Annotated in this window: 11 protein-coding genes; 2 read left to right on the forward strand and 9 right to left on the reverse strand. The window is 40.8% G+C overall.

Annotated elements, in window-relative coordinates; genetic code table 11:
• Nucleotides 1–126: 126 nt before the first annotated feature.
• On the reverse strand, nucleotides 127–2,034 hold the full coding sequence (locus IM676_RS13545) for a heavy metal translocating P-type ATPase (protein ID WP_200987386.1): 1,908 nt from the start codon (nucleotides 2,032–2,034) through the stop codon (nucleotides 127–129).
• Between the two features lie 107 nt (nucleotides 2,035–2,141).
• Here IM676_RS13545 and IM676_RS13550 point away from each other — a divergent pair, with 107 nt between their 5' ends.
• A complete protein-coding gene (locus IM676_RS13550; RefSeq protein WP_200987387.1) occupies nucleotides 2,142–3,269 on the forward strand; it encodes a precorrin-8X methylmutase in 1,128 nt (375 codons plus the stop codon).
• Nucleotides 3,270–3,322: 53 nt separating this feature from the next.
• Here IM676_RS13550 and IM676_RS13555 read toward each other — a convergent pair whose 3' ends face one another.
• From IM676_RS13555 to IM676_RS13570, 4 genes are all read right to left on the reverse strand, one after another.
• Nucleotides 3,323–4,426, reverse strand: coding sequence for an iron ABC transporter permease (locus IM676_RS13555; protein WP_200987388.1), 1,104 nt, complete (start codon nucleotides 4,424–4,426; stop codon nucleotides 3,323–3,325).
• Between the two features lie 31 nt (nucleotides 4,427–4,457).
• Nucleotides 4,458–5,654, reverse strand: coding sequence for an ABC transporter substrate-binding protein (locus tag IM676_RS13560; RefSeq protein ID WP_200987389.1), 1,197 nt, complete (start codon nucleotides 5,652–5,654; stop codon nucleotides 4,458–4,460).
• A 147-nt stretch (nucleotides 5,655–5,801) separates the two neighbouring features.
• On the reverse strand, nucleotides 5,802–6,674 hold the full coding sequence (locus tag IM676_RS13565) for a (2Fe-2S) ferredoxin domain-containing protein (protein WP_200987390.1): 873 nt from the start codon (nucleotides 6,672–6,674) through the stop codon (nucleotides 5,802–5,804).
• Nucleotides 6,675–6,697: 23 nt separating this feature from the next.
• Nucleotides 6,698–8,692 carry a TonB-dependent receptor plug domain-containing protein gene (locus IM676_RS13570; RefSeq protein ID WP_200987391.1) on the reverse strand — a complete coding sequence of 665 codons (1,995 nt, stop codon included), beginning with the start codon at nucleotides 8,690–8,692 and terminating at the stop codon, nucleotides 6,698–6,700.
• A gap of 465 nt (nucleotides 8,693–9,157) precedes the next feature.
• On the opposite strand from IM676_RS13570, the gene IM676_RS13575 reads away from it, so the two are divergent.
• On the forward strand, nucleotides 9,158–9,739 hold the full coding sequence (locus IM676_RS13575) for a pentapeptide repeat-containing protein (protein ID WP_200987392.1): 582 nt from the start codon (nucleotides 9,158–9,160) through the stop codon (nucleotides 9,737–9,739).
• A 116-nt stretch (nucleotides 9,740–9,855) separates the two neighbouring features.
• On the opposite strand, the gene IM676_RS13580 is transcribed toward IM676_RS13575, so the two are convergent.
• The 4 genes from IM676_RS13580 to IM676_RS13595 all read right to left on the reverse strand — a co-directional run bounded on the left by IM676_RS13580 (nucleotide 9,856) and on the right by IM676_RS13595 (nucleotide 15,275).
• Nucleotides 9,856–10,935 (reverse strand): RNA-guided endonuclease InsQ/TnpB family protein, encoded by a 1,080-nt coding sequence (locus tag IM676_RS13580; protein ID WP_200987393.1) that lies wholly within the window; start codon nucleotides 10,933–10,935, stop codon nucleotides 9,856–9,858.
• 9 nt (nucleotides 10,936–10,944) lie between these two features.
• Nucleotides 10,945–11,595, reverse strand: coding sequence for an IS607 family transposase (locus IM676_RS13585; protein ID WP_200990209.1), 651 nt, complete (start codon nucleotides 11,593–11,595; stop codon nucleotides 10,945–10,947).
• Nucleotides 11,596–11,992: 397 nt separating this feature from the next.
• Entirely contained in the window at nucleotides 11,993–13,945 is a 1,953-nt protein-coding gene (locus IM676_RS13590) for an AAA-like domain-containing protein (protein ID WP_200987394.1), read from the reverse strand.
• Nucleotides 13,938–15,275, reverse strand: coding sequence for an AAA-like domain-containing protein (locus tag IM676_RS13595; RefSeq protein ID WP_200987395.1), 1,338 nt, complete (start codon nucleotides 15,273–15,275; stop codon nucleotides 13,938–13,940). Before IM676_RS13595 ends, IM676_RS13590 begins: the two co-directional genes overlap by 8 nt.
• Between the last annotated feature and the right edge of the window lie 461 nt (nucleotides 15,276–15,736).

Raw genomic sequence — 15,736 nt, forward strand, 5'->3', positions numbered from 1 at the left:
AATTGTAAGCTAATGGCCATTTAACTGGGATAACATGGGCGGGTTAAATACCCACAGGTGTTTTGCAGCCGAGTAGCTGATATCATTTCCGGGTGATCGCAATTTAAACCCGGAATCCCTATAAAATTAATTTCTTAGTAATCTTAAACCACTGAGTGTAACTAACACGGTGGAACCTTCGTGACCAATAACGCCAATGGGTAAGTTAATGTTGCCTAAAAAGTTACCGATTAACAGTAATATAATGAAGCCTAGAGCTATAACTATATTCTGTTTGACAATGGAGTGCGATCGCCTACCTAATTCGATAGCTGTGGCTAATTTTTCTAATTTATCCGCCATCAATACTATATCTGCGGTTTCCAAAGCTACATCACTGCCGGCTATACCCATAGCAATACCCACAGAAGCCTGGGCGAGGGCGGGAGCATCATTAATGCCGTCTCCTACCATAGCCACAGTTTGGTACTCTTGTTGCAGCTGACGGATCACATTCAGCTTATCTTCAGGTAAGAGTTCTGCATACACTTGATCAATACCCACAGTCTGGGCTACATTGTCAGCTGTGCGTTGATTGTCCCCGGTAATCATGACAATTTGCTCAACCCCTAAATTTCGCAAGCGAGTAATCATAGATACAGCTTCTGGTCTAATTAGATCAGCAATGGCGATCGCACCTATGACCTGTTGAGCCAGTGCCACCCAAACCACAGTTTTACCGTGATTTTCCTGAGATTGCGCCCAGGTTTGTAAGTCCTCTGGGGACTGGATAACATATGGCTGTATAAAAGCTGTATTTCCCACACACACCTGTTGATGGTTGACAAAGCCGACAATTCCCTGTCCAGGTATAGCTTGGACATCAACCCCACATTCCCAACCTGTACCAGCTGCCTGTACAATAGCCTTACCAATGGGGTGTTCAGAACAGGATTCCAAGGCTGCCGCTATTTTTAATACTTGTGCTTCCGAATATTCACCCCTAGAAATTACCCCAGAAACTTGCAGATTACCTGTAGTTAAAGTACCTGTTTTATCAAAAGCAATGGCGCGAACCTTACCAATTTTTTCCAACTGCGCCCCATTCTTAAATAAAATCCCTTGTCGTGCACCATTAGCAATACCCGATAATAGTGTAGGCATAATTGCCGCCATCAGGGCACAGGGAGAAGCCACCACCAAAAAAGTCAGAGCACGATAAATAGTAACTTCCCAACTCCAACCCCAAATTAACGGCGGTAGAAACACCAACAACACCCCACTGACCACAATTACCCGCGCATAGGTGCGTTCAAATTTCTCAATAAACTGTTGAGAAGGGGGTGCTTCCGTCTGTGCTTGTTCCACCAAACGAATCACACGCTGAATCAAACTGCTAGAGGGTGGTTTGTGTACCTGTAGATGCAAAGCGCCAAAACCGTTGAGAGTTCCGGCAAAAACCTCATCTCCCACCGACTTTTCTATAGGTAAAGACTCCCCTGTAATTGCTGCTTGATTCAGGCTACTATACCCAGAAATAATTATACCATCAGTAGGAATCAATTCCCCTGGTTTAACAATAATTTCATCACCTACCTTGAGTTGAGTAATAGGGAGCATTTCTGTTTCTCCCCCCAGTAAAACCCTCGCCGTATCTGGTGTCAAACTCATCAAACCGCGGATACTCTTCTCAGTGCGACGCATAGCGTAACCTTCCAGTGCGCCACTAATAGCAAAGATGAGAATCAAAATTCCCCCATCAATAATTAGATAGTATTCCCCGCGCCACAAACCCAAACCAGCAGCACCCAGAGCAGCCACAATCATTAACAGATCAACATCTAATTCTTGTTCTTTAATTAGAGTTGTCAGACCCTCCCGGGCGCTATCATAACCACCAATCACATAAGCAGCGGGTAATAAGAGTAACGCCCATCCTAACCAATCAACAGACAAAGCCAACCAACCCAAAAACAAAAATACACCACAAAACACAGCCGCCAAAGTATCGGAATGTTCCGCAGTAAATCTTGTGAAATCCCGAGAACTAACCATAATAACTTATTAATCACAATTCCCTCACCGTAAACCTTGACATTACTGTTAATGTCAAGCCTAAAATCGATAAAAACTACTTTGCGAACCTTTGCGTTTAAAAACAGATGACCACCCTAACAATCAAAGAACTCACCCAAGCAGTAGGACAAGGGATAACCCCCCGGATGGTGAGACATTACCATCAACTAGGACTACTACCACAACCACAGCGATCGCCAGGGAACTACCGCCTGTACACAGATAGAGATATAGTTAGACTGCAGCGCATAGTCGCCTTAAAAAACCAAGGCTTTCAACTTAACCATATTCGTCAGATTTTAGAAATAGAACCAGAAACAGACAACAGCAAAAGCCTAACAGAGCAACTGCAAAAACAATATAGAGCTGTAATGCAGCAAATATCTCAACTCAGACAAACAGCCTCAGCATTAGAGAGCTTATTAGGACGCGATCGCCATTGTCAAATCATGCAAGCCGAAGTATTATCGCAACTCAAACTGCTAGAAGTAGAAACCCAAGTAGGACTAGGAGAACTTAATCAACTGTGGAGTGGGTTAGATGCAGAAGTACATAATCATGCAGAAGCATTTACCGAGTCATTACAACGCATCCTTCCTGACCTGTCCGAGCGTTCGGAAATTGAACAACATTTAATAGCTCAACTAGTTTTAGCCTGTGGTGATGTGAGTTTAGTATCCTTTGTCAAACTCAGTCCAGGTGCGATCGCCAGCAGTCGTAAAACTTTAAAAACCGGGTGTAAAATAGTCGTAGATATCCCCACAGTCGCCGCCGCCTTAGACCAGACCAGACTCACCCACCTAGGGTGTGAAATTATCACCTTAATTGACAACCCCCATATTACCACCGCCCCAGAAGCGGAAACAGAATTCTGGGAACAGGACAAATGGCGGCAAAAACTTGCCCAAATTAGCAATAATAGTATATTAGTCATAGGCTACGCCCCCTCAGTCCTCTTAGAGACCTGTGAAGCCATCAAGCAGCAAAAAATCCAACCAGCCCTGATTGTAGGCTTACCCATAGGCTTTAGCCATGCTCCCGCTGCCAAACGCCGACTTATGGAACAACCGATACCATACATTACCATAGAAGGAACCCTAGGAGGAGGCTTACTAGCGGCCACAGCCCTCAACTCCTTAGTAGAAACCTTAATCACCAAACCCCACTGCCACTGTCATCTTACCGGAACTTGGCGGGAGCGTGAAAGCCCCTGAGAAGCAGCAACGCAGTTGCGTACTTAGTGCTTTAGACAGAGGTCAAAAAAATATCAGTATCTGCGGCGCAAAATCAACCAACTAACAACCGGAGTTCCAATTAAAGCTGTCACAGAGTTGAGGGGTAAAACTAGCTGATTTCCTGGTAACTGAGACACCAAATCTGCAATTAAAGCCAAAATACCCCCCATGCTGGTTACAGCAGGTACTAATACCCGATGGTCTGAAGTATGAAATAAACTGCGACACAGGTGAGGAACAGAAACACCTAAAAAAGCGATCGGACCACAAAAAGCCGTAATTGCCCCTGCTAAAATAGAAGCACTAGTAATCAACCAAAACCGAGTCGGTTGTACAGCTAAACCCAGAGTACTAGCATAAGACTCACCTAGCAGCAGTGCATTTAAAGGTTTTGACAACAGAATAGCTATAACTAACCCCAAAACTACCACAGGCGCTAAAACTAATATTTGCGTCCAGGTAACACCGCTAAAACTGCCAAAAGTCCATTGTATGTAAGTTTGGATATTATTAGTTTCACTAAATTGCAGCAAAATACTCACTAACGCACTTGTAGCATAGCCAAACAACAAACCTAAAATTAGCAGTTGCATTGTATCTTGAACACGCCGCGCTACTACTAAGACCAAGCCTAAAGTTAAACCTGCGCCCAAACTTGCAGCCATCACCAAACTTAAATCACCTATTATACCTAAACTTTTGAATATTACACCCGCACCACTAGCACTTGCTGTCAGAACAACTAAAGCCACCCCCAAACTAGCACCGGAACTAATTCCTAACACAAAAGGACCCGCCAAAGGATTTCTAAATAAAGTTTGCATTTGCAAACCACTCAGACCTAGAGCAACACCTGCTAAGGTAGCTGTTATGGCTTTTGGTAAGCGGAATTTGAGAATAATATTCGTCCATGTGGCTTTTTCTGGTTCTCCTCCTAGTAAGATGATTAGAACTTGCTTTAGGGGTATATCTACAGAACCAAAAGCTAAATCTAGTAAGAAGGCGAAGATTAAAAATGTTAGTAAGGTGAGAAATATCAGGGATTGCCGATTTATCTTTTTATGTCTAAGTAATTTAAGTTTCAATTTAACTAACCGCCAACTTCGCCAAGATAAGAATGAGATAATTTCACGCATTATTATAAGTTTTTAGTCGGGACTTGAGTCCTCAAGTTAATTTGCGGTAATACACTAGCTGATGCTTGGGTAATATTTGGGGATGAAATATTTTGATTAAGTCAGATAGAACTATGTCAGGGTTACTAATACCACTTTCCCAATAATCGTTTCCTTGATATTCGTTTAATTGGGCATCATTATTATATAGGTTGCCTGTTTTTACAGCTTGAAAAGCATTATAACGCTGATCTTCGTTTAATAAATCTTGTAAACTTTGCCAAGATTGACTAAAGTTAAGCCAGTAGTCAGCATTAGCCGCACGTTCCAAGACAACCTCAAAGGATAGGGGTAAACTCCCAGATGTGTTATCATCACTCCACAGATAATTTGCCCCAGCATCATTAAGATACTTGGCTACATAACTATCTCCTGCTGGCATAAACCAAGTTCCTTGAAAGTTAAATCCCACAAATACAGTAGGACGATTGTTGACCAACTGAGTTTTTGCGGCAATTTCTTCATATTTACTCGCAATTTGATTAAACACTTTTTCGGCTTTTTCTTCTTGGTTGAAAAATAAAGCGGTGAATTTTATCCACTCGCTTCTTCCTAGTGGTGAATTTTCCATATATTCCGCATTAATCGCCACTTTTAACCCAGCATCTAATAGTTGGGGATAACTATCTGTTTGTGTATTTCCTACCGCATAGGTTGTAATTAACGCCGGATTTAATTCTAATATCTGCTCGATGTTGGTATTATTGTTTCTACCAACTTCTGTGATATTACCTGCTTTAATTCTCTCTACCACTTCCGGTGTATTAACTTGCTTGAAATCTCTTACACCCAGGAGTTTATCTAGTAATCCTAATTTGGTAAAATGCGGTAAATGGGTAGTGGAAAGAGAGACAACAGAATCTACAGGTACTGTGATTACTTGGGTCTCTCTAAAGTTTTCTGGTACAGGGGCGCCACATTGAACTAATACATATTTGAAATCTCGATTGGCATCACGCCAAGGACTTTTAACAGTAACAACTTTGTAGGCTTTATGATATTCTACATCAAAACCTTGGGCGTAATTGATAGTAGCTTTGACAGGAAAATAATCAAGATTGGGATCATATGTTTGACCACAGGAGTTGATCAGATTAGGATGATTACAAGCAATAACTAAAGTAGCAACAAACAAAAATAAACACCCATAAAGGTTTATTATACGTCGAATATATTTGGCATAATTCATATTATTTACTCGATAAATGACAGATATCACAGAATTAATGAACCACAGATGAACACAGATGAATCTGCTTGAATAAATCCAGTATCCTTCCTCTTGTGTTTTCTTGTGTTTGTGTTCTCTGCTTGTCTGTGGTTCAATAAATCCAAGTTAATCCAACACAGGAGGGTAAGAATGTTCTCTCACCTGATTACCTTTTACCAAATGTTCCTCAACAATAGTCTGGGCTACATCAGGAGTAACACGAGTGTACCAACTCCTATCCTCAGAATTAAACACTACTGGACCGAGTTTACAAACTTCCAAACAGCCAGATGTTCTGACTTCTATATCTAAACCTGCTTTCTCCACTGCTGTTTTTAAAGCTGTAAATGTAGGTTCCCATTTTCGAGAAGGAAGACAACGCCCGGAGGTACACACTGATATATAAGAACGCTTTAAAGGGTTGCGGGTAAATGGTATGGGTTTGGTTCCTAAGACGTAAATTTCCCGTAATTGTTCATACAGGGCTAATTTAGATAAATTAGGTTTACCTTCTGGTAATAAATTTTCATCTTCCACAAAGGGATTAGGTAAAAATATGGTCATCACTTCGACATTTGCACCATTCCAAAATTTAATCCCCCAACTTCTGGGACTTCCTTGTGCGTTAAAGCGGCGATAAAATGCAGCGCGACTAACTTGACGCTGTTGTCTTAATTCCAATGGTGTTTTACATTCAGGACCACCTAAGCTGGGTTCAATACATAAGTGTAAATGCCAACCTTCAGCGGCTACTGTTAAATAACCATCATATAAAATACATAATTTAGGTGCAGCAGTAAATTCTAATTCTAATACACCACCTTCAGCAACGTGACCTACTCCTACTTGTTGCCAATTTTCCTGAAATAAGGTATAAAGTAGTGATGATAAGACATCGCTACTGGCATCAAAATCTTCATATTCAACTCTACCTCCTGAAAGCAAAGGTTCTGTTTTCATCAGATTTAATGGTTTTACCCAAGGATTAAATTGAGTCATAGGATTTGCTTGTGACTAAATTTTTAGAATGTTGAACTCAAACCAACTTGAAAAACTCTACCTGCGTCAGGGAAACCAGGAAATAGCTGATAGCGTTGGTTGAAAATATTATCTACACTACCATTAAGTACAAGGTTATCACTCAGGGAAATTCGCAGTTTAGTATCAAAGGTGGTATAACCAGATAAAAATTCTGTGTTGGTATTATTGGTAGGATACCCACTCAGGGAATGCATGAGAAATGCTAAATATAGGCCTTGAGCATTTTCATAGGATATTCCCGCATTTAAACTATTTGCACCTGCAAAACGCAACTCTTTACCTACTTCAGCAGGATTGGTACTTTCTAAAATGCGCGGGTCATTGAGGGTATAATTGGTAAAGGCAAATATATTCTGGGCTAGTTGCACATTTAATGCTGCTTCGATTCCTCTGGTACGCACTAAGTCAATATTTTCAAAACTGGATATGGGACTACGACGAATAAAAGCAATATTATCTGATTGAGTATTTTGGAAAAATGTTAAGCGCAGTAAACCAAAATCACCAAGTTTCTGATCGATCCCAATATCATAACTATTGCCTTTTTCGGGTCTTAAATCGGGATTCCCTACAAAAGTCGCACCTTGAGCAAATAACTGAAATAGGGTAGGTACACGGAAATTTCTGATGTAGTTAACTCTGAGGGTGGTGGAATCAGATAATCCTAGTTTGGCTCCGATACTTGGTGATGTAAAGGAACCATTGGCTAAACTGTTGAAATCTTGGCGTAAACCTAAGTTAACACCGAGTCCAGGTGTGACATCTACCTCATATTTAGCAAATAATGCACCTTGACTAATGCTGTCGTCATAACTAAATGTTCTGCTATTATCAGCCAAATTTAAACTACTATTAGTTGCTGATACATTGCGGTAATCAAACCCATAAACTAAAATCTGATTGTTGGCAAGTTTCCAACTGTGCTGTGTTTGGATACCATAGGAATTCTGTCTGTTGTCTCTTTGGTTTGTGGGACTATCAAACCTTGTATTGAGAAAGTCTGTGTAAATCTTGGCTGTTAATAGGGAATCTTTTCCTTCTGCTAGCTGAGAGTTCCAAGTTAAATCAAGTAAAACCTGGTCGGTGTATTTGCGATTATTAGGAGTTAAGGAATTGAAAAATCCTTGTCCTCCTTGAGGTTCAGGAATTGCTACTCCTCCTGAGACTCCCTGATTTTTCCCTAAATATAAACTAGAAAGGGTTAAAGTATTTCTGTTTCCTAAATCTGCCTCTAATTTGACATTAAAATTATTGAAAAGAACATCATCATTTTCCCTTGTCCCCTGAAAATTAGCTTCGGGAATGGAAAAAGGATAATTATTCTGGGCTTGGGTGCGATTATAACCTAAAACCCAAGATATATTACCCAACCTACCACTATTTTGAATAGTTTGCTGATTTAATCCGTAGGCGCCCAGGGTAACTCCGGACTGGGTGGTGATTTTCTCTGTGGGACGACGAGTAATAATACTAATCACTCCCCCAATTGCATCGGAACCATATAAAGTAGAACCACCACCGGGTAAAACTTCTACTCTTTCTATATTGTTGGTGGTAATTTCTGAAAGGTCAAAACCACCAGAACCTAAATTATTTATTGGTCTACCGTCAAGTAAAATTAAAACTTGTTCAGTCCTAGAACCGCGAATAAATTGACCGCTTAATGCACCAACTCCTGTCCCCACTGTACCATCACTCAAAACACCGGGGAGGAATCGTAGGGCTTCTTTGACTGTGCGCGCACCTTTGGCTTCTATTTCTTCTTGGGTAATTACATACACTGGACGTGTAGAATCTTGAACTGTTCCATCACGGCGCAGGGGAGAAGATACTGGCTGATTTAAGAGTTTATCGATGACCGTCAGTTCAATATCAGCTTCTGGTTCTGAAGCTATGACATATTCTGTTGATAAAATTAAATAATTTGTATTTAAAATTAGTAAGTTGAGCAAACAACACCTGTAAAACTTATACATTAAATTCCTCTCTATAAATATGGTTGTGAATTAGATTGGTTCCAAAGTGGCGTTGATTAATCATGGAAACAGATAAACTCTTGTTTGCATGGATGAGTTTTTTGATATGCAAATTCAGCACCACAAAATACTTTTATGTAGCAAAAAGGTTTATTTCCACACATCATCCCAATGACGCTGAACTTACCCCCAAAGTTCAGGTGTTAAATGTTATGTTTTGGATGGAAAGTCAATGATAATGATTATTATTCTAATACGAGTGCTTTGTCAATACAAAAAGGTCAGAAAAGTATGATGGAGATTACAGCCTAAAGTCCTCAAAGCAGGATACATAAGGGTAAGAGAGATTAGATTAAACTCCTGACTAATCTGACTTGCCTGTTTGTAGAAGTGACAATAATATTGTGGGGATAAGCCTAAAAGCACTTTATCTTAATACATTTAATAGTATAAGATCCATAGAGTATGGAAAAGTATGAACTGAAACCAAATTCCGACCTCAGAAAGGCTAACTTGTCTGGCTGTGATCTAAGTATGATAGACTTGAGGGATGCTGATCTAAGTGGGGCAAATCTAGCCTATAGTGTCCTGGTTATGGCGGATCTGCGGGGAGCTAATCTCACTGGGGCTAATCTCCGGGGAGCTAATCTAGAGGGCTGTAACCTGTTTAATACCTCCCTATGTGAAGCTGACCTGCGGGATACCTGCCTACAATGGGCTAACCTAGCTTATGCTAACCTGTGTAAGTCCAACTTGCAGGGAGCTAATCTAGAGGGAGCTAACCTGTGGAATACCTCTTTACAGGAAGTCAAGTTCGAGGGTATTAATGGTTCGAGAGTTAAAATAGATACCATGACAGTTAATGAACTGAATTGGAAACGAGCTAATCTGGAAAATAGCTTATTGAAAGTGGATGGGTCCTTAGATGGATACGGACATGGAGCAGCACAGCTGGATCAGTCAGGGGTAACATTAATCCAGAGTAAGCCTCCACTGGTGCCTATAATTTACTGGATTAGGAATTTACTGTCTAGGCGACATGATTAGATCACTAGCGACCCTGATGATTATGGGGTGTATCTGCTATATAAAACCTAGACAAAACTAGACTTTACTTTCTACTTCAATGGGAGCATGGGAGCAGTTATCCCTGGTGTAGACTTTCACGCCTTAGCCAGACGCGATAAATTAATTGCAGCGTTCAGATCCCTATCTATCTCAAAACTGCAGTTCTCGCAATGATAAATTCTTTCGGACAAAGAAAGAATTTGTTGTTTATGTCCACAGTGAGAACAAGTTTTACTTGATGGATAAAATCTATCAGCAACTATAATTTCACATCCAAATTTTTTAGCTTTATACTCTAGCTGACGCTTAAACTCATAAAACCCACAATCAGCTATTGCTTGGGCTAATTTATGATTAGACAACATTCCTGAAACATTTAAATCTTCTATTACTATCTTCGCGTGGTTTTTGCATAAGTAAGTAGTAAGTTTATGAAGAGTATCTTTTCTCAGGTTTGCTATTCTTGTATGATGTCTAGCTAGTTTAATTTTAGCTTTATGCTTATTATTTGAACCTTTAGCTTTTCTGCAATAAACCTTAGATAATCTTTGCAGTTTAGCTAAGTTATGCTTGTAGTGCTTAGGATTAGCAAATATAACACCAGTGCTTAGTGTAGCTAATTCCTTAACTCCTAAATCAACACCAACAACATCATTATCTTTAATGGTTGGCAAGTATTCTTTTTCATAAGAAAATGCTATATACCAACTATCAGCAGTCCTAGAAATAGTAATACTTTTGCACGTGGTATGAGGTAATCCTTCATGAGTTTTTACCCATCCAATTGTTGGTAGTTTTATTGATGTGCCACCCACAGGAATTGGTTTACCACCTGCATCAATTGTAAAACTATCATTTTTACCTTTCTTTTTGAAGTTAGGATATTGAGACTGTCCTTGAAAAAATCTTTGGAAAGCTTCTCCTAAACTATCAAAAGCATATTGAGTGATTTTTTGACAAATACCTTTTTCTTTAATCCATGTCAACTCAGGTTTTACGTGATTATTAAAAAATTTCTTGAGGATATATTTGTTTGGCTTTAATCCATCTTTGTACAAATTTTGCCAAGTTGCTAAACCCCAATTATAGGTAAACCTGGCTATACCAGCGTGTTGAGCCATTAATATTTCTTGGGTTTTATTTAACTTGAGTTTTGTTTTAATGGATAAAAGCATTGCTCGACATCAACACTGTATTTCTTTGCTGTCTAAGTCTGACATATCTTGTAGAGGTTTGTTAATAGCATTCTTAAGGCTATCCTTAATTTCTTTGGAGTAATTCCTCAATCCGTATAACCGGGAAGAAAAGCAGTGAATAATTGCCATTAAATCCTCTACTAATTCTTGCTGAGGCGATAAAGATTCCTGGTTTGCAACTATGATTTGACATCCCACAGAACTTGCTAATTCCATAATCAAGTCAAAAGCAAAACGACACATTCTGTCTTTATGTGCCACAACAATTGTTGATATTTCACCTTTAAGCATTGATAGAATAATTGATAAAAACTTTTTTCTCTTGAAGTTTAATCCACCTCCAATCTCTGAAACCCAGTCATCAACAGCCAATCCACGATTCAAACAAAATGTTTCCATCGCGGATATTTGGTTTCTAAGTTCGGGTTTTTGACTACTCGAAGATACTCTACAATAAACAACTACTTTTCGTTTTGATTCTACAGGTTTCAACCCTTGAGTAATTAATAAATCATCTTCAGTATAAAAACGATGCCCTGATAAGGTTCTTTTGGCTGGGAGTTTTCCTTCTACATCCCATCTTTGCAAGGTTTTAACTGAAACACCAATTTTTTTAGCAAATTCATGAGGCTTAAACATAAAATCACCCATAGGTTTGTCTATGAGTGTACACGTTTGTCTATTAAACGGTCAACTTAGTAATACTCTAAGTAATATTTGTGATATCAAAAATTATTGATAATTTAGGTTACCTAAAATAAGCGATGGTCTCTCGGTAGGGAAAATCCCTAACTTTACCTCTGTGTGTTATAGCATTTCCCATGCTCGTGAGGTACAAAGTTGTTTAGTTTCAGGGAACAGGGAACAGGGAACAGGGAATTGATGTGTACTTCATTAGCCTGAAAAAGGCTATATATAGTTTTTTCCATAAAAAAACGAATTTTTAATTACAGCATCTGAAAACCAATGTAAGTACAGTGGGTTAATATAGACTCATATACTACTTACAACTTAATACTGTAATATCACTGATGTGTCATTCCAGCCCGTGGCAATCAGTTGTCAGTTGGGGCTGATATTGACCGAAAGTACATGACCCGGAAATGCGTTCAGCTAGAGTGAATCCCAAGGATACAAACAGGGCTAAGGACACCAACCACAACAGCCTGGATTGCAGGCCAGTAGCCCGGCTCAGTGCCTGGTTGGCCAGTTGTAGCTGTTCTGTGCGTCGGGCTACGCGTTCCTCAAGTTCAGCGTTAACCCGGCTCAACTGCTGTTGGGCTTCAACGCCCTGGGTAATATCAATCATCACCCCCTCCCAAACTAGGGAACCGTCAGGGAAGACGCGGGGGTTAGATTCAATGGACACCCAGGTAATTTTGTCTTGACTCAGTAAGCGTCCCCGCCACCGGAAGGGTAGATGATGATCTATGCAAGTCCGGTTAAGATCCAGGAGGGATTGACGCTCCTCTGGGTGAATAACTTCAATGGCCAAATCCTGGTTGGCCATAAACTCCTCGCGGCTAAAACCGCAAATCTCCAACCAGCGATCGCTCACAAAGGTGAAGTGGTTGGTTCCGTCTGGCTGGACTATGGTTATGTAGGTGCCAACGGTGATGTTGTCGGTGAGCAGTTTCAGTTGGGTGGCCCTTTGTTCCTCCACTAAGCGGGCGTTCACCGCCTGTAAGCGCTCGGTTTCTAACTGTTGTTGAATTTCTTGCTGCTTTACCTCTAGGCTGGCCTGCAAAAACTCATAGTCTAGGGTGCTGATGTTCTTGTTGCGGACCCACTCTTGGGCATCCCCTAGAGCTTTTCCCCGTAATAACCAGGATGTATCAACTTTACCTGATGCCACCCACCCAGTTAGCATGGGGCTGTAGGGACGTAAACTATTTAGTTGTTGGGTGATCCACTCCTGATTAAAAATTTCGCGATAGATGGGATTTTTCACCTGGAGTTGTCCCTGGTGTTTGCGAACTAAACCTGAGAGCAACAGATATATTTGTTCTTGACTGCCATCGGTGGCAATACCGCCCTGGGTTAAAATTTGCTGGTAAAGGGTTAGCAGTTTCCCGGCGCGTTCCTGGTCATATACAAGCCTATTGGCAATAGTCCGCAGGTGTTCTGGGTCATCTTGGCTTTCCCAGTTCTGGATGAGGTGCGATCGCACAATATGTGCAATCAATTCTGCTTCTCTCCCCGGGACTATTGCTGCTGGTGGGTATAACATCACCTGCTGACAGAGTTTTTGCGTCAGCAAGGGTTGGCCACCAGTCCAAAATAGAATGGCTTTGAGGATGGCCTGTGGATCTGTGGCTATAGCTTGTAAACCCTCGAGCAGGGGTTGTACTTCTTGGAGATGAAAGTCTTGCAGATGAATCCCATGACCAATGTTAAAGGGAGTGCGACTGCGATCGCAAATTAGCTCTGATGGGGTAACCACACCAAATAAAGCCCAGGTTAAGCGCCCATAGCCGGGTTTATCCGGGCGCATTTCATGACAAGAGCGGATAAAGGCAAAGAAATCATTAACAGGGAACTTTAAGCTGAGAATACTATCAATTTCATCAACAAAAATAAATATCCGGGTTTCTGGTATGTGAGCTAATATTTCATCTATCAGTAAGTGAAATTGTTGGACTATGGGCAACATTTCCCAGGTTTGCCAAAAAGCTCTCAGATTCAGCTTGTCCAAAAGCTGAAGATTACGCAACAAGTCCAGCATTACCCCTCGATACCACTGCTGGTGAGTCACTTCTTCACAACCTAACTGGGTCATATCTAAGTATACACACTTGTATTTTAGACCCTGAAGTTGTTGCTGCACTCGTACCCGGAGGCTAGATTTACCCATTTGCCTGGCGTTAAAGACGTAGCAAAATTTTCCAGCTAGTAGGGCATTATACAGTTCTTCATCCCCCTGTCGCCGAACATAGGTGGGGGTATTGTGGGGGAGGCTTCCTCCTACTTGGTAACAAGACTTAACCATAAAGGTTCTCGACCAGGTTATTGAAGTACTGACGATAAAGTTCACATCTTAAACTAGCCTGCATCCCGTTGACTTTCACTAAGCCCATGCCTTCCAGGACGTATGCCTTTGTGATATCTATAGATACAGGTTCATGAGCAAACACTACCTGGGAGAATGCTGCCATTAACTGGTCATCATGTTGTAAACTCAGCCACAGTTGCAATAAATAGTCATTATATATACCTTTGACTGTAGGCGCTTCTTCTAGTAATTGGGGTAAGGTTAGGTATCCTGATTGCAGCCAGTAGAATGCCACTTGCAACAGAAAAGGATGCCCCCCTACCATATTTACTAAGGGTTGGATATTGTCCAACTCAGTGATCCCAACCCCACTGAGGTGATAACATTCAGCCAGTTCATAGGCTTGAGTGATGGTTAGTTCAGATAAGTTGAGGGCTAACCCGACATTAAATGGGGATTGATGGGACTCAATAGGTAAATCTAACTCGGCTGAGTACGCCATAATCAGCCGCAACTTTTGCCAATGGTGATTAACTTTACCTTGTTCGTGCCAAGATCGCAACATAGTCAAGAAATTCTGAGCCAGACTAGGATACTTAACCAGATAGTGCAGCTTATCAATGGCTATCACCAAGGGATCTGAAATCTGATGCAAAAGGTACTCTTGCATATATGTTGTACAACTGAGTTTACTACCTGCTCCTGGAAACCAATACTCATTGAAATGAGGTGTTAAGTTTAACTGCTGACCAATAGCAAGGCAAAACCAACGGAGAAAAACATCAATATCCCTAAAGGTTTCTTCATCAGCCTGTTGTATGTCCAGATACAATGTACGCATACCTCCCTCACGAACAGCCCCCATGATATGATTAATCAAAGAGGTCTTACCCATAGATTTAGGGGCTTTGATACGAACCAGTCCACCAGTCTGAAGAGTTGTGGCAATACCAAGATTTTCAATGGGGGGGCGCTTGATATAAAAGGGAGAACCCCAGGGTACGGGACTGTCAGGAAAACCTTGATCTGTTGACCTATGGGAGATTGGCGAATATTCATCCGCCTCACCATCGTCCCCGTCATAAATGCTACTAAATATCCATCTGAGGTTCTTTTTAGTAACGTGACGGTCTAACTTCTCAGACAAAGAGAGCCAAAACCGGGAACCCACATCTTTGAGGTAGCCTACATCGTATCCTAGTTCGGCTGCCATCTGCCGATATAGCTTTCCCTCCCAGGTCTTCAAGAAGATTTGCTCCTCAGGATAGGTAAGATTTCTGGGATGAAAAATTTTTTTTACTAGTTCTAGAGCTTTTTGACTCTCCATGATTTACGAAACCATATAAGGGTGTTTGACTTCTCCCCCGGTTGCAACCTGTGGGGATTCTCAACTGATGTTGCTACTCTGGAAGAAATCCTGGCTACGCAACGTTGACGATATGATTTATTGAATCGCATAAACAAATCATACCTTTGTGGCACAGTCAAAGATGCCCTACCCACATAGGCTAAATTTCAACCTAGCTGTGTGGCTACTTTTCTCATTATGTAAGATGAGCTAACCATCAAGACTTCTAGATAATAGACTTTTTACAGGTAGGGGTGATCGCCTACCGTGTATTATTTTGATAGTGAAACTCTCCAAATTTCGCTTCTACAAAATTCACCACATTCTGGGGGTTCCCAAGTAAGGCTTTGCCAATATTCCCTTGTCAAAAAGTAATGATAATTTCATCCCATATGTATAATTAACGCTTCTCCTCCTAATATAAAGAGATACAATTCCAG

The organism is Anabaenopsis elenkinii CCIBt3563 (genome assembly GCF_015245355.1).
Lineage (GTDB): Bacteria > Cyanobacteriota > Cyanobacteriia > Cyanobacteriales > Nostocaceae > Anabaenopsis > Anabaenopsis elenkinii.

Excerpts from the sequence above, each read along its gene's own strand:
- IM676_RS13545 (WP_200987386.1), bottom strand. The coding sequence starts at position 2,034 with ATGGTTAGTTCTCGGGATTTCACAAGATTTACTGCGGAACATTCCGAT.
- IM676_RS13550 (WP_200987387.1), top strand. The coding sequence starts at position 2,142 with ATGACCACCCTAACAATCAAAGAACTCACCCAAGCAGTAGGACAAGGG.
- IM676_RS13555 (WP_200987388.1), bottom strand. The coding sequence starts at position 4,426 with ATGCGTGAAATTATCTCATTCTTATCTTGGCGAAGTTGGCGGTTAGTT.
- IM676_RS13560 (WP_200987389.1), bottom strand. The coding sequence starts at position 5,654 with ATGAATTATGCCAAATATATTCGACGTATAATAAACCTTTATGGGTGT.
- IM676_RS13565 (WP_200987390.1), bottom strand. The coding sequence starts at position 6,674 with ATGACTCAATTTAATCCTTGGGTAAAACCATTAAATCTGATGAAAACA.
- IM676_RS13570 (WP_200987391.1), bottom strand. The coding sequence starts at position 8,692 with ATGTATAAGTTTTACAGGTGTTGTTTGCTCAACTTACTAATTTTAAAT.
- IM676_RS13575 (WP_200987392.1), top strand. The coding sequence starts at position 9,158 with ATGGAAAAGTATGAACTGAAACCAAATTCCGACCTCAGAAAGGCTAAC.
- IM676_RS13580 (WP_200987393.1), bottom strand. The coding sequence starts at position 10,935 with ATGCTTTTATCCATTAAAACAAAACTCAAGTTAAATAAAACCCAAGAA.
- IM676_RS13585 (WP_200990209.1), bottom strand. The coding sequence starts at position 11,595 with ATGTTTAAGCCTCATGAATTTGCTAAAAAAATTGGTGTTTCAGTTAAA.
- IM676_RS13590 (WP_200987394.1), bottom strand. The coding sequence starts at position 13,945 with ATGGTTAAGTCTTGTTACCAAGTAGGAGGAAGCCTCCCCCACAATACC.
- IM676_RS13595 (WP_200987395.1), bottom strand. The coding sequence starts at position 15,275 with ATGGAGAGTCAAAAAGCTCTAGAACTAGTAAAAAAAATTTTTCATCCC.